Annotated in this window: 11 protein-coding genes; 2 read left to right on the plus strand and 9 right to left on the minus strand. The window is 56.4% G+C overall.

What is annotated here, in order from left to right; translation table 11 throughout:
• Positions 1 to 203 precede the first annotated feature (203 nt).
• The gene (locus F1E05_RS17145) at positions 204 to 2093 is read left to right on the plus strand and encodes a HAMP domain-containing methyl-accepting chemotaxis protein (RefSeq protein ID WP_150050605.1); all 1890 of its coding nucleotides are present in this window, start codon (positions 204 to 206) and stop codon (positions 2091 to 2093) included.
• Between the two features lie 258 nt (positions 2094 to 2351).
• On the opposite strand, the gene F1E05_RS17150 is transcribed toward F1E05_RS17145, so the two are convergent.
• The 9 genes from F1E05_RS17150 to F1E05_RS17190 form a co-directional block, all read right to left on the minus strand.
• Positions 2352 to 3356 carry a M48 family metallopeptidase gene (locus tag F1E05_RS17150; RefSeq protein ID WP_150050607.1) on the minus strand — a complete coding sequence of 335 codons (1005 nt, stop codon included), beginning with the start codon at positions 3354 to 3356 and terminating at the stop codon, positions 2352 to 2354.
• Positions 3357 to 3359: 3 nt separating this feature from the next.
• Positions 3360 to 4379 (minus strand): YjgN family protein, encoded by a 1020-nt coding sequence (locus tag F1E05_RS17155; protein WP_190303180.1) that lies wholly within the window; start codon positions 4377 to 4379, stop codon positions 3360 to 3362.
• 154 nt (positions 4380 to 4533) lie between these two features.
• Entirely contained in the window at positions 4534 to 5169 is a 636-nt protein-coding gene (locus tag F1E05_RS17160) for an FABP family protein (RefSeq protein WP_150050611.1), read from the minus strand.
• Positions 5170 to 5190: 21 nt separating this feature from the next.
• Positions 5191 to 6915, minus strand: coding sequence for an SLC13 family permease (locus F1E05_RS17165; RefSeq protein WP_150050613.1), 1725 nt, complete (start codon positions 6913 to 6915; stop codon positions 5191 to 5193).
• Entirely contained in the window at positions 6912 to 9059 is a 2148-nt protein-coding gene (locus tag F1E05_RS17170) for an ABC transporter substrate-binding protein (RefSeq protein WP_150050615.1), read from the minus strand. Before F1E05_RS17170 ends, F1E05_RS17165 begins: the two co-directional genes overlap by 4 nt.
• A gap of 52 nt (positions 9060 to 9111) precedes the next feature.
• A complete protein-coding gene (locus tag F1E05_RS17175) occupies positions 9112 to 9855 on the minus strand; it encodes a DUF2182 domain-containing protein (RefSeq protein ID WP_150050617.1) in 744 nt (247 codons plus the stop codon).
• A complete protein-coding gene (locus F1E05_RS17180; protein WP_150050619.1) occupies positions 9855 to 10466 on the minus strand; it encodes a DUF1326 domain-containing protein in 612 nt (203 codons plus the stop codon). Before F1E05_RS17180 ends, F1E05_RS17175 begins: the two co-directional genes overlap by 1 nt.
• A complete protein-coding gene (locus F1E05_RS17185; RefSeq protein ID WP_150050621.1) occupies positions 10466 to 11200 on the minus strand; it encodes an SDR family NAD(P)-dependent oxidoreductase in 735 nt (244 codons plus the stop codon). The genes F1E05_RS17180 and F1E05_RS17185 overlap by 1 nt, the downstream gene beginning before the upstream one ends.
• A gap of 83 nt (positions 11201 to 11283) precedes the next feature.
• Entirely contained in the window at positions 11284 to 11937 is a 654-nt protein-coding gene (locus F1E05_RS17190) for a DUF938 domain-containing protein (RefSeq protein WP_190303181.1), read from the minus strand.
• A gap of 214 nt (positions 11938 to 12151) precedes the next feature.
• Here F1E05_RS17190 and F1E05_RS17195 point away from each other — a divergent pair, with 214 nt between their 5' ends.
• Entirely contained in the window at positions 12152 to 13702 is a 1551-nt protein-coding gene (locus F1E05_RS17195) for a sigma 54-interacting transcriptional regulator (RefSeq protein ID WP_150050625.1), read from the plus strand.
• Positions 13703 to 13722 lie beyond the last annotated feature (20 nt).

The raw sequence follows: 13722 nt of genomic DNA on the forward strand, positions 1-13722 counted from the left end.
GAGGACGCACTGCCACTATGATTTTCACAGCCAAGCCGGAATACATTTGTTTGCTACATTTACCTCTAATGCTAGCGCTTTCGTGACTATTCAGCGGTTATCGTGAAGAAGGCGGTTACGCCTTCTCCTGATGGAGGGGCGATTTGTGCTTCGCGCTGAATAGTTACCCGCTTTCCGTTTCGCACCGAGAATGTGGAAAACACATGAACATTTTTTTTAATTTATCGATTCGTTACAAAACCGGCATACCTATCGCTTTGATGTCTATCGCCTTAATCATAGTGGCCGGGGTTGGTTACCACTACATCAACCTATTAGGCGAGCGAGTCACCCGATTAGGCGGCGTGCAAATGCCGGCCTTGGGCGTTCTGTTGGAAAGCGACCGCGACATGTATCAAGCGATAGTGGCGGAACGTTCGCTACGCTTAGAGAAACCGCATTCGGAAGCCTTCGAAAAACTGAGCCAATTCCGCAGCGACAATGTACAGCAAGCCAGAACCCGCTTCGATAAATTTGTGGCCCTTAGCGATTTGCCGGATACGGCGGCTTACAAAACCCGCTTCGATAGCGCATTTAGCGCGTGGCAGCAACAAAGCCTGGAGAACGCGCAGGCGATAGAAGCCGGCAAACCCGAGAATTACCAGCGCGGCGAAGCCGCATTCGAAGCGGCCCGTCAGGTGATAGACGAATTAACCGATCTGATCAACGCAGCGGCCCGGGATACCCAAACCCAATCGGCCGAAAAAATCGAACTGGGCATTGCCGGCATGACGATTGCTACCGCCATCGGCCTGAGTTTAGGCTTGCTGTTCGTCTGGTTTTTTCCTCGGCATATCGGTAAATCGCTGGCGGCTACCGTCGACGCGGCACAAAAGATCGCCCAAGGCGATATGGATTTCCAACTGGAGGCACGCAACCAAGACGAAACCGGACAATTGCTGGCTGCCATGCAAACCTTACGAACCGCGCTGCATGCCGTGTTGGCCGACGCCCAACTCCTGGTGGAAGCCGCGCTGGCCGGCCGCTTGGAGGTACGGGCGGACGCCGGCAAACATCAAGGCGATTTCCGTAAACTGGTGGCCGGCTTCAACAATACTTTGGATGCGGTGATTTTACCGGTCAACGCAGCGGCCGACGCCTTGCTGCGGGTGGAACACGGCGATTTGACCTGCACGGTGGCGGGGGATTACCAGGGCCAACTCGGCAGCTTTAAGGACACGGTGAACAACACCATCGCCAAATTGTCGCAAACGATTTCTCAAGTGCTCGCCGCGACCAACCAGCTAGCCCAAGCGTCGGAATTAATCGCCGATACCGCGCACTCCCTGGCGCGCGATTCCAACGAACAATCAGCCGGAGTGGAAGAAACCAGCGTCAGCATCGAGCAAATGGCGGCCAGCATCAAGCAAAACGCCGAGAATGCCAAAATCACCGACGGCATCGCGACCGCTGCCGCCGCCGAAGCGACTAAAGGAGGTATCGCGGTTAAAGACACCGTCGATGCGATGAAACACATCGCGGCAAAAATCGGCATCATCGACGACATCGCTTATCAAACCAATATGCTGGCGCTAAACGCCGCCATAGAGGCGGCCCGGGCCGGCGACTATGGCAAAGGCTTCGCGGTAGTCGCCGCCGAAGTGCGCAAATTAGCGGAGCGCAGCAGCGTCGCAGCCCAGGAAATCGGCACGTTGGCCGAGAATAGCGTCGCCAAAGCCGAAATCGCCGGCAAAATGTTAGAAGATATCGTCAGCGGCATCGACCGAACTTCCCATTTGGTTCAGGAAATTTCCGCCGCTTCGCAAGAACAGTCGGCCGGCGTGCACCAAATCAACGTTGCCATGAACCGCATCAGCCGTATTACCCAACAAAACGCGGCCGCCAGCGAACAATTGGCCACCACAGCCGAGCAAACCACCAGCCAAACCGAGCAATTGCAACATTTGATGAGCTTTTTTACCCTTAAACAAGTAGAGCCTATCGAGCTATTCGTCGATCATTACCGAGAATCCTCCCCAAGGCGCGAACCGCGGGCGAGGCGAACCAATCCCGGCAAAGCGCCGGTCGACTTAAACAAATTCGAGCGCTTCTAAGGATTTCGCTAATAACAACTTCCCTATTTTCTCAAGCCTTATGGATTCTTAGACCCAAATCCCGTTTGCCGCGCTGAGCGCCGAAGGATTCACGCGGGTGTCGGGTGTCGGCTGACTCGGGCCTTCCAGGCCGTCGCACTAGCGACTCAAAAACCGATAGCCTTTCATAAATCCTGCTCTTTCAATTTCGGGACGTTATTTGTGACGGTATCCTAAGTCCATCAATCGCACCCAAGCGGCCGGCCACTTCCGAGCATCTCATCGGGATTGCGAGCGCAGCAGGGCGATGCGTTCCTCACTGGCCGGATGGGACGACAGATAATCCAGCACCGAGTCCAGGCGCCGCACAAAACCCGCTTCATCCTGCGCTTGCCGGGCTTGCAATTTGAGCAACAGGTCGGCCAAGCGGCCGGGCGGGATGTGATTCAAGCGCATCACTTCGATTGCAAATTCGTCGGCACTACGCTCCAAATCGCGTGAATAGCGCGTTTGCAATAGTGCGCTCGGCACTACGGCCAACAGGCTGCTCGAATCGCCCACATACCAAGCGACTATCAGGCCGACCAGCGAGGCCTGCAACAGCTGCCGCAACGCGTGACGCTGACTGACGTGGCCGCTTTCGTGTGCCAAAACCGCGACGATTTCATCCTCGTCCGCCATTTCGACCAAGCCGTCCAGGATCACTACGCTACCGCCTGGCAAGGCAAAGGCATTCGGCTCCAAACGCTCACTGCCGCGAAAAACCAACTGCGGCCTGACCGCTCCCGCCGGCAAAATCAGATCGGCTACCCGCTGTTCGATGGCTTGCCGACGCGCGCCGTCCAACACAGAGGCGCCCAACACGCTATCATCCAAGTTGCCGAGCCAATAGCCGTCCATGTCTGTTAGCACCGCATCGGGAATCCTGTCCGCCACCAGCCGCGCCAAATAAGGCAGCCCCCACCAATAGGCGGCTACGGCCAAACCGGCCGCCAATACCAGCGCCGTTATCGCGTACAGCCAGCGGCCTTCCAGCTGATTAGAGCCCGGACCTGCCGGAAACAGCGCGGCAAAGCCTTGGATGTCCTCCACTTCACAGCGGCCGCCGTCGGCAAACAAAATCGTCCTGGGCGCGGAACCCAGCGGCGCAGGGATGCTCAACGCCGCCAAAGCGTCCCGGCGTTCGAGATTGTCGCCCTGCAAAAACAGCACCGAACCGCACACTCGCAGTTGCACCGTGTGCGGAACGGCCGTCCGACCGTCGTAATAGCGGGCGGACAACATGCTTTAAAGCGCGATGTCGAAATCGAACATTTCGGCGATTTCCTCGCCGGTTGCCGCGGCCTGAGACTCTATGCCGGCAACTATGTTTTCCAAATCCGCACCGGGAATCAGGCTGATATGCTCGATGCGATAGCGGGCCAAGCGAATATCGGCAAAGGGTTTATAAAAACCCAAGGTCAACAGCGTCAGTATTAAATTGCTGAACATGATGCCGAACAAGCCAGACGCTTTAACCTCGGAGGTGAAGCGATGTACGCCGGCCAATTGAGTATTGTTCCAAATCAGATTTTGCAAGCGGGCCGACACGTAGGGATAGCCGAAAATCAGCATGCCCAGGTATGTGCCTATGCCGGCCAAGGCGCCGCCGACCGCCATGCGTTGCTCGACGTCATCGGGAATCACCAACTGGCTGGCGACCAAAAGCAGGACGAAAATGGCCACCAGCATGGGGATCACCAATAAATAAATTTTATAAAAACCGCCCGTGCCGGCGGTGAAACGGAACAATGCATTGCCGTAAGCCGAGTTGTCGCGCATATAGCGAACGATGCGTTGCTGAGTCAAAGGCCACAACAGTCCCACACTAAGCACGGAGGCAAGCGGCCACGCCAGCCAACTGAGATAAGCGCCGCCGGTTTTGCCGTAAAAAGCGAACCGCAACCCCCGGTAGCTGGAATTGTATAAGCGAAACCGCAAGGAGCGCTTCAGCAGCCACGGCATCACCAACAGGATGAGCAACAATATCGCCAGCGCGATGAGCGGGGAAAATCTTCCGGCCAAGGTATACGCAACTACCAAGACCACGGCTATTATTCTGCCTTTCAGAATGGCTTTCGGGTCGCCGTGATAATCGAAGCACGCGCCGGCCAGCCGGGTGTGCCGGTAAAAATATTGGTTACGCCTAACCTTGGCCCAAGCCGAATAAATGCCCAAGGTTAAAATACTCAACAATAAGTTGACGATCCAAATTTTGAAATACTCGCCGCCTTGACCGGTAAATTGCAGCCGTTCGCGATTCTTCATAGCCATGATTCCTGGGTTTGCTGTGGATATACTCCCACAAGAATAACGGATTGACGCAAGCTAACAAGAATAATACGCCGCTGCCTTCGACTTTAATGATACTTTCAGGACCATGAAAGGCTTGCCCTACCCTATCCGAGGACGGAGGATGCGTTCAAACGCGGCGGGCCAAGGGATTAGGGGTAGGTTCGGCAATCTTGTCGAGGATATTCTTATCGGTATGATGGAAGGGCTGAGCTTGGCCCTGGATTTGCAGAACCGTGTCTTCTTGGTATGACCAGGTACCATCGGGGTTAAACAGCACGCGAATATTGAAGGCCACGGTACGAAAAGCTTGCGCTAAAAACGGCGCGGAACAAATGCCCCAGGTATCCAAGCCTTCGCTGGCTTGCAACTCGAATCCGTCGGCGTCGGCCGCGGCCCGTCCCGCCGCCATGGCCACCAAGCCGCGCGGTATCGTCAAGGTATGTATCACGGTTTCGGTCGCCGGTTCCCACAGCCAATAGCCGACTTGTTCGTGATAGGTTTTAATCCGGCCGGGCTTGGTAATGTGAGTAAAATAACGCAAACCGTACAGCAGTTGCGGGCCGTTGGTGACCGGGTCTATCGGTTGCAACTCCAGCCGCTCGACGAACTCCTGCGATTTAGGCCCGTCAGCCTTGGGTTTTATGTCGACGCCGCGCCGACCCGACCAGATGCCGGCCATTCTGCGTAGCGGCCCCAAGTTGTTTAAGGTGTTCAGGTCGATGTCGCTAGGTTCGGTGTAAATATCTACTTTTAATTCGTTCATTTCTTCAGCCCTAAGATTCACTCAAGCAAACACGATAGGCGTCAGCCACAGCACTAGCGCACTGTATACCACTAGTATCGGCAAACCGAAACGGATGAAATCGCGGGTTTTATATCGACCGGGCGATAACACCATCAAATGGGTTTGATAGCCGCTCGGGATTAGAAAACAAGCGCTGGAAGCGTAAGCCACCACCATCACGAACGGCATAGGGTCTACCCCATGAGCCTTGGCGGCTTCCAGGCCCACCGGCAAAGCCAGAGCCGCGGCGGCATTGTTGGTGATCAGTTCGGTCAACAGCCAGGTCATTAGATATATGGCGAATAAGGACCCCATCAAGCCGCCGTGGCCGAATAGCCCGTTCAATGTCCCGGCAATCAGCTTGGCGGCGCCGGATTGCTCCAACGCTCCGGCAACCGCCAAGGCCGATCCGACCAACAGCCAGACGTCGAACGGGAAACGCCGCCGCATTTCCATTCGCGTGAGCACGCCGGCCGCCAATAATATTCCCAGCATCACCAACAAGCCGTTCAATAGCGGAAATACCCCGGCGGCCGAACAGGCTATCACCAGCGCGAAACACCCCAGCGTCAGCAGGTTTTCCTTGGCGTTCAAGCGGGGCCGTAACGGTTCGCTGGAGAGCAGATGAAAGTTGCGCTCCACATTGCGGTGCTGCCTGAAATCGTGGCCCGCCGCCAGCACCAGGCAATCGCCGACCTTCAGTTCGACTTGCCCCAGTTTGCCGGTGAGTTGCCGGTCGCCGCGCCGAATCGCCACCACGCCGGCGTCGAACATCAAGCGGAAATCCACTTCCCGCAATGTCTTGCCTTCCAATTCCGATGAATGTGCGATCACCACTTCCAGCAAATTATCCGCGAACAATGCGTCGACATCATTGCCGAAAATTTCCAAACCGGGATAACGCTGTAATTCCTGAACCTTGTCCAAGCTGCCGCTAAACAACAAAATGTCGCGGGCTTCCAGCAGGTCGGTGGGGCGTACCGGACTGAGCAGATGCCCGTCGCGCACCATCTCCACTAAAAACAGGCCCTGCATGCCGCGCAAGCCGTTTTGCTCCACGCTGCGGCCGATCAGCGGCGAATGTTCCGCCACCCGGGCTTCCAAAAAATACGGTGCGTGCTGCCGGCTTTGGGCCGAACCGTTAGCGGGTAGCAAACGGCGCATCAACAACATCGTGGCGCCGCAAGCCAGCAGCAACGGCACCCCGACCCAGGCAAATTGAAACATCTGCAACCCCGGCATACCGGCCTGGCGCAATAGCGAATCGACTACCAAATTGGTGCTGGTACCGACCAAGGTGGTGACGCCACCCAATATCGAGGCATAAGACAGCGGCATCAGCAAGCGTCCGACCGGATGCTGGGTCTGCCGGCTTAGCGGCCCCAGCAAGGTGCCCACCACCGCGGTATTGTTCAGTACCGACGACATTAACGCGGCGGCCCCGGTCAACTTCAGCATGGCGCTGAATTCGGAACCGTTCAACATGTGCTTGATGATGGCCTCGATAATCCGGGAGCGCTCCAAAGCCAGTGACACCAGCAACAACAATACCAAGGTAACCAGCGCCGGGTTGGCGAATCCGCGTAAAAACCGGTCTACGTCGCACCAGCCCAACAACAAAAACCCGACCGCCCAGCCGGTAAACAACAAGGCCGCCGGCCAGCGGCCTATCACCAACAGTACTAATAACAGCAATACCGCCGACAACACCAGTATCGCGGTCATCGCTCGCCACCCGCGTTCTGCCGCTGCCGATAGGCCCTGACGGCGGGATAGGCGATTGCGCCGAATAATCCGGCAACCAGCAGCAACGGCCAAAATTTTGCCCGGTTCCAGGCTTGGCGCTGCCGCTCGCGCGCGTCGATATCGATGCGGCTGTATTTCAAGCGGTTGCTGATCATGCGGGCCGGCTTCAAGTTTTTATACCAGCTGTGCAGCAAGGCGAAATCCTTGGGGTAATAGCCGAACAACCAGGGCGAATCGCGGCGTAGAATGTCCTGCATGCGGTCGATGATGGCTTGCCGTTCCTCGCCGTTCGGCATGTTGCGCATCTGCTCGAACAAGCGGTCGAACTCGGGATTGGCATAGTTGCCGGCGTTCTCGCCGCCTTGCTTGACCTTGGAATTAGGGCCGTACAGCAAAAAGAAAAAGTTTTCCGGGTCGGGGTAATCGGCGTTCCAGCCCCAGACGAAGATTTGCGCAGCGCCGCTACGCATTTTTTCCTGAAAGCGGTTGTAGTCCGTGCCGCGGATCACCAGCTGGATGCCCAACTTGTCGAATTGCTTGCGATACCAATTCATCAAGGCTTGATCGTCGGCACCGACTGCGGTGGTATCGAAATACAACAACAATTTTTCGCCGCTGGCCGGATCAATACCGTTGGGGTAGCCGGCTTCGGCCAACAAACGTTTGGCTTCGGCTAGCGACTTGCGCTTGGGAGCGCCGTTTTGCCAGTCGAACACCACGGGATTCAGACCGGCTTGGCCGTCGCGGTAACCGAAGATACCGGGCGGCAAAGCCCCTTGCGCCACCACGCCGCGACCGTTGGCGAAAATGGCGATGAATTCTTCGTAATCCACGGCTATCGCTATGGCTTGCCGCAATTTGCTTGCCCGTTCGGATGCGCCGCCGACTAGCGGATCCAGCCAGTTAAACCCCATGTAAAACAAGGAACTGGCTACCGAAGTCTGCAATTGAATCTGCTTGTCGCGCATCAGCGGCGTCAGTTGCGGGTCGCCGCTACCGGAAAACTGAACGGCCTGATCGAAGTTGTCGGAAGCGATGCCGGACGCGTCGTAATAGCCTTGCAGAAACTTGGCCCAATACGGAATGGTTTCCTTTTCCAAGGTAAACACCACCTGGTCGACGAACGGCAGCGGCTGCCCGGCGTCGGCCAGCAAACCGGCCTCCAGGTCTCCGGGATCGCCATCCTGCGGATAGAAATCGCTGTGATAGTAAGGGTTTTTGCTGAGCACCATGCGCCGATTCGGGTTGTTTTCCGTCAACCAATACGGACCGGTACCGACCGGATACCAATCCAGGGTGATGTTTTTGCTTTTCAGTCCCGGTTGGGCGTAAAACAGCGCCGCCTCCCAGGGCATGGGCGCAAAAAACGGCATCGCCAGCCAATATTGGAGTTGCGGGTATTTGCCTTTGATGCGGATGCGATAATGCCGCTCGTCCAAGGCAGTAGCGCCGCGCATAGGCTTATTGCGCAATTCCGCTATGGGCGAGGCGGCAGTGTCTTGACCGAACTCGGCGAAACCGTCGATATAAGCCGCCATCAACTCGGCGATAGGCGATTGCGTTTTGGGGTAGGCCAGACGTTTGATCTGATAAACGTAGTCTTCCGCTTGGAGTAAGCGACTGCTTTGTATCGGAAAATCGCTCAAGGTTTCGATCCGCGCCAGTTGCCGCTCGTCCAGCTGGTGATACAAAAATCGGCCGTCGTCGTCCCGGCTAAAGGCCGGATGCGGCTGGTAGCGTATGTCGTCGCGGATTTCGATCAGGTAGTCGGTGAACGCCACCTGGTCGTCGCTGGCGGTTTCCGGCAGCTCCGCGCCATGCGCATCCAGATAGCGAATTTCGGGCAGATCGGTAGCGGTCAACGCCTGCAGCTGGTAAGGCCGCTTCAGGAAATGGTATTGCAAAGGCGGTTCGTAGATTTGGCCGATGAAGCCGTATTCGTCGCTGCTGTAGGACACCGCCGGATCCAAATGCTTGGGTTGCTCGGAAAACGACGAATACATAATCGCCCGAGCGCGGTCGCTGTCCGGATACGGATTGTTAAGCTGGGATACCTCGCATGCCGTTAACGAAACGATAGACAGCGCCAGGAAAGAGTTTCGAATCGACGAAATATTGAACATGTGGCGGACCAAGCGGATAACTTGGCCGCATTCTACCGCAATGCTAGGGGGATTAGGCCGTCAAGCCGAGGTATACGCCCCATAGCAGCAGCAAGCATCCCAGCGTCCTGCTCAAGGTTTCCGCAGGCACGGGCGCCCATTTCTCGACCAGTACCATCAAGCTAACCCATACCATGGCCGACAAGCTCATCACGCCAAAGGCAAACATCAATAACATCTGTGCCCAACAACAACCTAAACAGTACAAACCGTGTTTGAAGCCCATGTTGAACGCGCCGCGCCTGCCGGGTTGCCAATGCCGCAATAGAAAGCCCAGCGTTGAACGGCATAGCCGCAAGCACGCGTTTTTAAACGCGGCGAACTGATAACTGCCGGCCAGCATCAACAGCGCCGCCGCCAACCACGGTTGCCGGTTTTCCATCATTGGCGACAACCACGCCCGACTATGCAACAGACTTTGCAACAAGGTCGGCAACACGCTGAATAACAGCCAAACCGTTAAATAGCCTGCGGCGAACAACAGCGTACCGGCCGGCGCGCTGGTACCGCCTCGTCGGCAATATACAGCGAAGGTTTGCAGCATAGGCCAGGCGGAAGGCAACATCATTGCCGCCGTCATGACGGCCCACATTGCCGACAGCCAGATATAATCGGCCAAGCGCCAATCCGCCAGGGCGGAAGGCGGCATCCACAGCTGTGTCATCGGCAGGGTTTGCATCTGCCAAGCCTGATAAGCCAAATACAGCCAGCTGGCGGCGATCAGCGCGGCAAACAACGCGGCAACTTTAAACGGCATCAAGGCTGATAAACGAAAGCCGAATGGTAGCCGTTGCGTGCGGAAAATTCCCAGTCTTGCCCGTAGTCCCGATAACGGTAGCGGGCGGATTTGGCCACCACGGCCGGATGACTGGGCACCACGCACAAAGGCGGGTTGGCAATAGTCGCATCGCCGCCGGTAATGCCGCGTATGCTTTGAATTTCCGCCTCCGCCACGCCCGGAATATGCAAACTGCGGCTGTCGCCTTGCTCGCGGTAATCGATTACCACTTTCCGAACGCCCCACACCTCGCCGATCAATGCGGCCAACACGCCGGGATGGCCGCCTGCCCGGCCGGTAAAGATAGTAGTCAAGGCTTGAGTTTGCGAGGCATCGGCCCGCAGGTCCAGATATAGCGCCGCCTGCCAGCCGCCGTCTATCATGTTGCCCTTAGCGTAACAGGCCAAGGCTACGTTCAAACCGTCCAAGCCGACCTCGGCGCAATAACCATTGTCGATGTGCCAAGCCGCCAGCAACTTGCATTCGCCTTCACTGGCCGGCTGCAACCATACGCACGGGCAAGCCACTTCGCAATTACAGGTTTCGAAGTAGCGGCCCTGCAAGCGCCAATCAATGGTTTCGGCAGCCATCAAAACGGCTCCTTGTAAGGACGCAAATCGATTTCGTGCGTCCAGGCGCTGGGATGTTGTAAATGCAACTGCCAATACGTTTCCGCTATCGCTTCCAGCTGCAACAGCCCGTCCTGCCCTTTGGCCGTCACGAACCGGGCAAACTGTCCGCGCGAACGCTCCCCGTCTATCACGCCGTCGATCACCGCGTGCACCACGTGTATGCCCTGCGGCCCGAACTCGCGGGCCATGCCTTGCGCCAACGCCCGCACGCCGGCTTTGGCAACGGCAAATGCGGTGAACGGCGGCTTCGCCCGCAAAGACGCGGTCGCGCCGGTGAAAATGATGGTACCGTGGCGTTGCGCCTGCATATACTTGGCGGCCTCACGGCCGAACAAAAACGCCCCCAGACTGTTTTGCTTCCATAACGCGGTAAACATGTCCAGATCGGTTTGCAGTAGCGGGGCCGACCAATTGCTGTCGACGTTGTAGGCGGCGATCTGCAAATCCTCGCCATCCGCAACGGCTTCGTTAAACAGCTTGACCACGTCGGCTTCCACGGTGGCGTCGGCAACCACCGGGATTACCGAACCACCCTTGGCGGCTATAGCGTCGGCCACCTTGGCCAAGCGATCCGGGCTACGTCCAGCGATAAACACCCTTAAGCCTTCGGTCGCAAACCGTTGTGCCAAAGCCGCCCCCAAACCTTGCAACGGCCCGACTCCCAATACCAGCGCGGTTTTATTAGCGGCCATCGCTTGCTCCTATCTCACCCGCGCCTGCTACGCTGGCGAACGCGGCTGCCGTTTCTAACGCTATAACCATGTCAACTCCTCCTTTAAACTCTACCGAACACCAAAGAAAAGTTGTTGGCCGGCATGTCTATGATTTCTTTCAATTCCAACCCGTGTTTAGCGGCGGCGGCCTTCAAATCGGCGACGTCTTTCAAGCCCCACTCCGGGACCTGATAAGACGACAGCGTATCGTGGAACTCTTGGTTGGATTCGGTGGTAAACCGCCCTTCCACCTTGAACGGACCGTAGATCAGCAATATGCCGTCGCTGCACAGCAGATGCGCCGCGCATTCCATCATGCCGTCGGCAATCGAGATCGGCGCCACTTGAAAGATGTTGATGCAAAAAATCGCATCGAAGCCGGCTTGCTCTCCGACGTTGAACCAGGTCGCCGGATCGGTTAAGTCCAAATGCGCCGGATCGGCGATATTGTCGTTGCCGTGCTGCGCAGTCAGCTGTTTGATGTTATCGAACACCTCCTGATCTTTGTCGGTGGGATGAAAATGCAAGTGCTCGAAATGCGGCGCAAAATAATTGATATGCATCCCGCTGCCGCTAGCCATTTCCAGCACCCGGCCCGCTTGCTTGGGCAATTTTTCCTTGAGCACCCCTAATATCGGTTCGCGGTTACGGTTGCCGGCCCAGGCGACGTATTCGCTGAGCGGATGCGGATTTAACGGCGGCTTGTCGGTCATCATGATGTACTCCTGAAAAATGTAGGGTTATAGATTACCGCCTCTAACGGGCGTTTGCGTAACTCGCCGAAAGGCAAGTCCCCTATCAGCAGCAATTTACAGACCAAAACCATAGCAAGAAAACACCTTTATAAATCAATACATTGATATTCATCACTTGGTCAAATTGCGAATCGATGCTTCAATCTACGAACTATAACTTCACAACCCTGCGCCGATGAGTGGAAACGATTTCTCGCAAATCACCCCAGCGTTCTTTTTGCAGACCTTTATTTTGGAGTTGATGCACGCCGCCGAGCAACTGGGCGGCGAGTATTGCGAATCGTTGATCGAACACATCGCCAAAAGCGCCGGCCTGTATTTCGAGCAAACCTACCGCGACGACCACCAGCTGGCCGCGGCTTTGGACCACGACCAGTACATCGACTTGATTTTGGCCCTTAAGAATCATATCGGCGGCCATTTCTCGCTGGCGTCGACCGACGCCGATACCATAACGGTAATCAATAGCCGCTGTCCGTTCGGCGAGCGGGTAATCAACTTTCCGGAACTGTGCCGCATGACCTCCAGCGTATTCGGCGGCATCGCCGCCCGCAACTTCGGCTACGCCAAGGTCGAAATTCGCCAGGCCATCGCTCGCCGACACGGCGGTTGCGAAGTTTGCATACATACCAACCGCGAACAGGCCGCGGACAAACCCGGTTTGGAATATAAGCGCAGCGCCCAGCGGCAGGACAAAACGGAAATCGCCGAATTGCATTCGCGCATAGAGCAGCAGATGCGCAAGGTGTGGTGGACAAAAGCCAAGCAACAAGGCGCCAAACCAGCCCCGGCCATCGTCGCCAAATCACCGGCCATGCAACAGGTATTGCAGCAAATCGAAGTCGTGGCGCCCACGCGGGCAACGGTGCTGATCAACGGCGAAACCGGAGTCGGCAAGGAATTGGTTGCCCGGGCCATCCACGCGATGAGTGCGCGCGAACATCAGCCTTTTGTCGCCATCAATTGCGGCGCGATTCCGGAAAACCTGATCGAAAGCGTGTTGTTCGGCCACGAAAAAGGCGCTTTTACCGGTGCCGTCGAGGTACATCAAGGCGTATTCGAACGGGCCGAAGGCGGCACCTTGTTTCTGGACGAAGTCGATACCCTGTCGGCCGCGGCGCAAATTCGCTTGCTGAGAGTCTTGCAAGAAAGCGAAATGGAGCGGGTCGGCGGCAAACATACGTTAAGCGTGGATGTACGCATCGTGTCCGCAACCAATCGAAATTTGGAACAACGCGTAGAGCAGGGCTTGTTCCGTATGGATTTATTTTACCGGCTGAATGTGGTACGGCTGTGGATACCGCCGTTAGCGCAACGCCCTGAAGACTTACCGCATTTAGTACAGTTGATTCTGAAACGGCTGAATGAAAAGTACGACAAACAGGTACAAACGGTCAGCCGTGAGGTGATGGAACGGATTCGCGCCTATCCCTGGCCCGGCAACATCAGAGAATTGGAAAATATCCTGGAAAGAGCCGTTTTGTTCTGTGCCGGCAGCGAATTGAAGCAATTGCCGCTGGACCTCAAACCGGCCCAATCCGAGCTGACGGATTGGGCCGCCGGCAAGCGGCAACTGGTCGATGCGGCCGAACAAGATTTCTTAGTCGGGCAATTGCAATCCTGTCACGGCAACGTCAAACAAGTGGCTGCAGCAATGGGCGTCAGCTCCAGGGCCGTGTACGCCAAATTAAAAAAATTCGGCCTCAACCCGGCCACGTTTAAATAAACCCTGCCGGTACGCCGCAA

Source organism: Methylomonas rhizoryzae, from assembly GCF_008632455.1.
GTDB lineage: Bacteria > Pseudomonadota > Gammaproteobacteria > Methylococcales > Methylomonadaceae > Methylomonas > Methylomonas rhizoryzae.

Bases quoted from the DNA above. Each gene is read 5' to 3' on its own strand.
- F1E05_RS17145 (WP_150050605.1), top strand. From the start codon at position 204: ATGAACATTTTTTTTAATTTATCGATTCGTTACAAAACCGGCATACCT.
- F1E05_RS17150 (WP_150050607.1), bottom strand. From the start codon at position 3,356: ATGTTGTCCGCCCGCTATTACGACGGTCGGACGGCCGTTCCGCACACG.
- F1E05_RS17155 (WP_190303180.1), bottom strand. From the start codon at position 4,379: ATGAAGAATCGCGAACGGCTGCAATTTACCGGTCAAGGCGGCGAGTAT.
- F1E05_RS17160 (WP_150050611.1), bottom strand. From the start codon at position 5,169: ATGAACGAATTAAAAGTAGATATTTACACCGAACCTAGCGACATCGAC.
- F1E05_RS17165 (WP_150050613.1), bottom strand. From the start codon at position 6,915: ATGACCGCGATACTGGTGTTGTCGGCGGTATTGCTGTTATTAGTACTG.
- F1E05_RS17170 (WP_150050615.1), bottom strand. From the start codon at position 9,059: ATGTTCAATATTTCGTCGATTCGAAACTCTTTCCTGGCGCTGTCTATC.
- F1E05_RS17175 (WP_150050617.1), bottom strand. From the start codon at position 9,855: ATGCCGTTTAAAGTTGCCGCGTTGTTTGCCGCGCTGATCGCCGCCAGC.
- F1E05_RS17180 (WP_150050619.1), bottom strand. From the start codon at position 10,466: ATGGCTGCCGAAACCATTGATTGGCGCTTGCAGGGCCGCTACTTCGAA.
- F1E05_RS17185 (WP_150050621.1), bottom strand. From the start codon at position 11,200: ATGGCCGCTAATAAAACCGCGCTGGTATTGGGAGTCGGGCCGTTGCAA.
- F1E05_RS17190 (WP_190303181.1), bottom strand. From the start codon at position 11,937: ATGATGACCGACAAGCCGCCGTTAAATCCGCATCCGCTCAGCGAATAC.
- F1E05_RS17195 (WP_150050625.1), top strand. From the start codon at position 12,152: ATGAGTGGAAACGATTTCTCGCAAATCACCCCAGCGTTCTTTTTGCAG.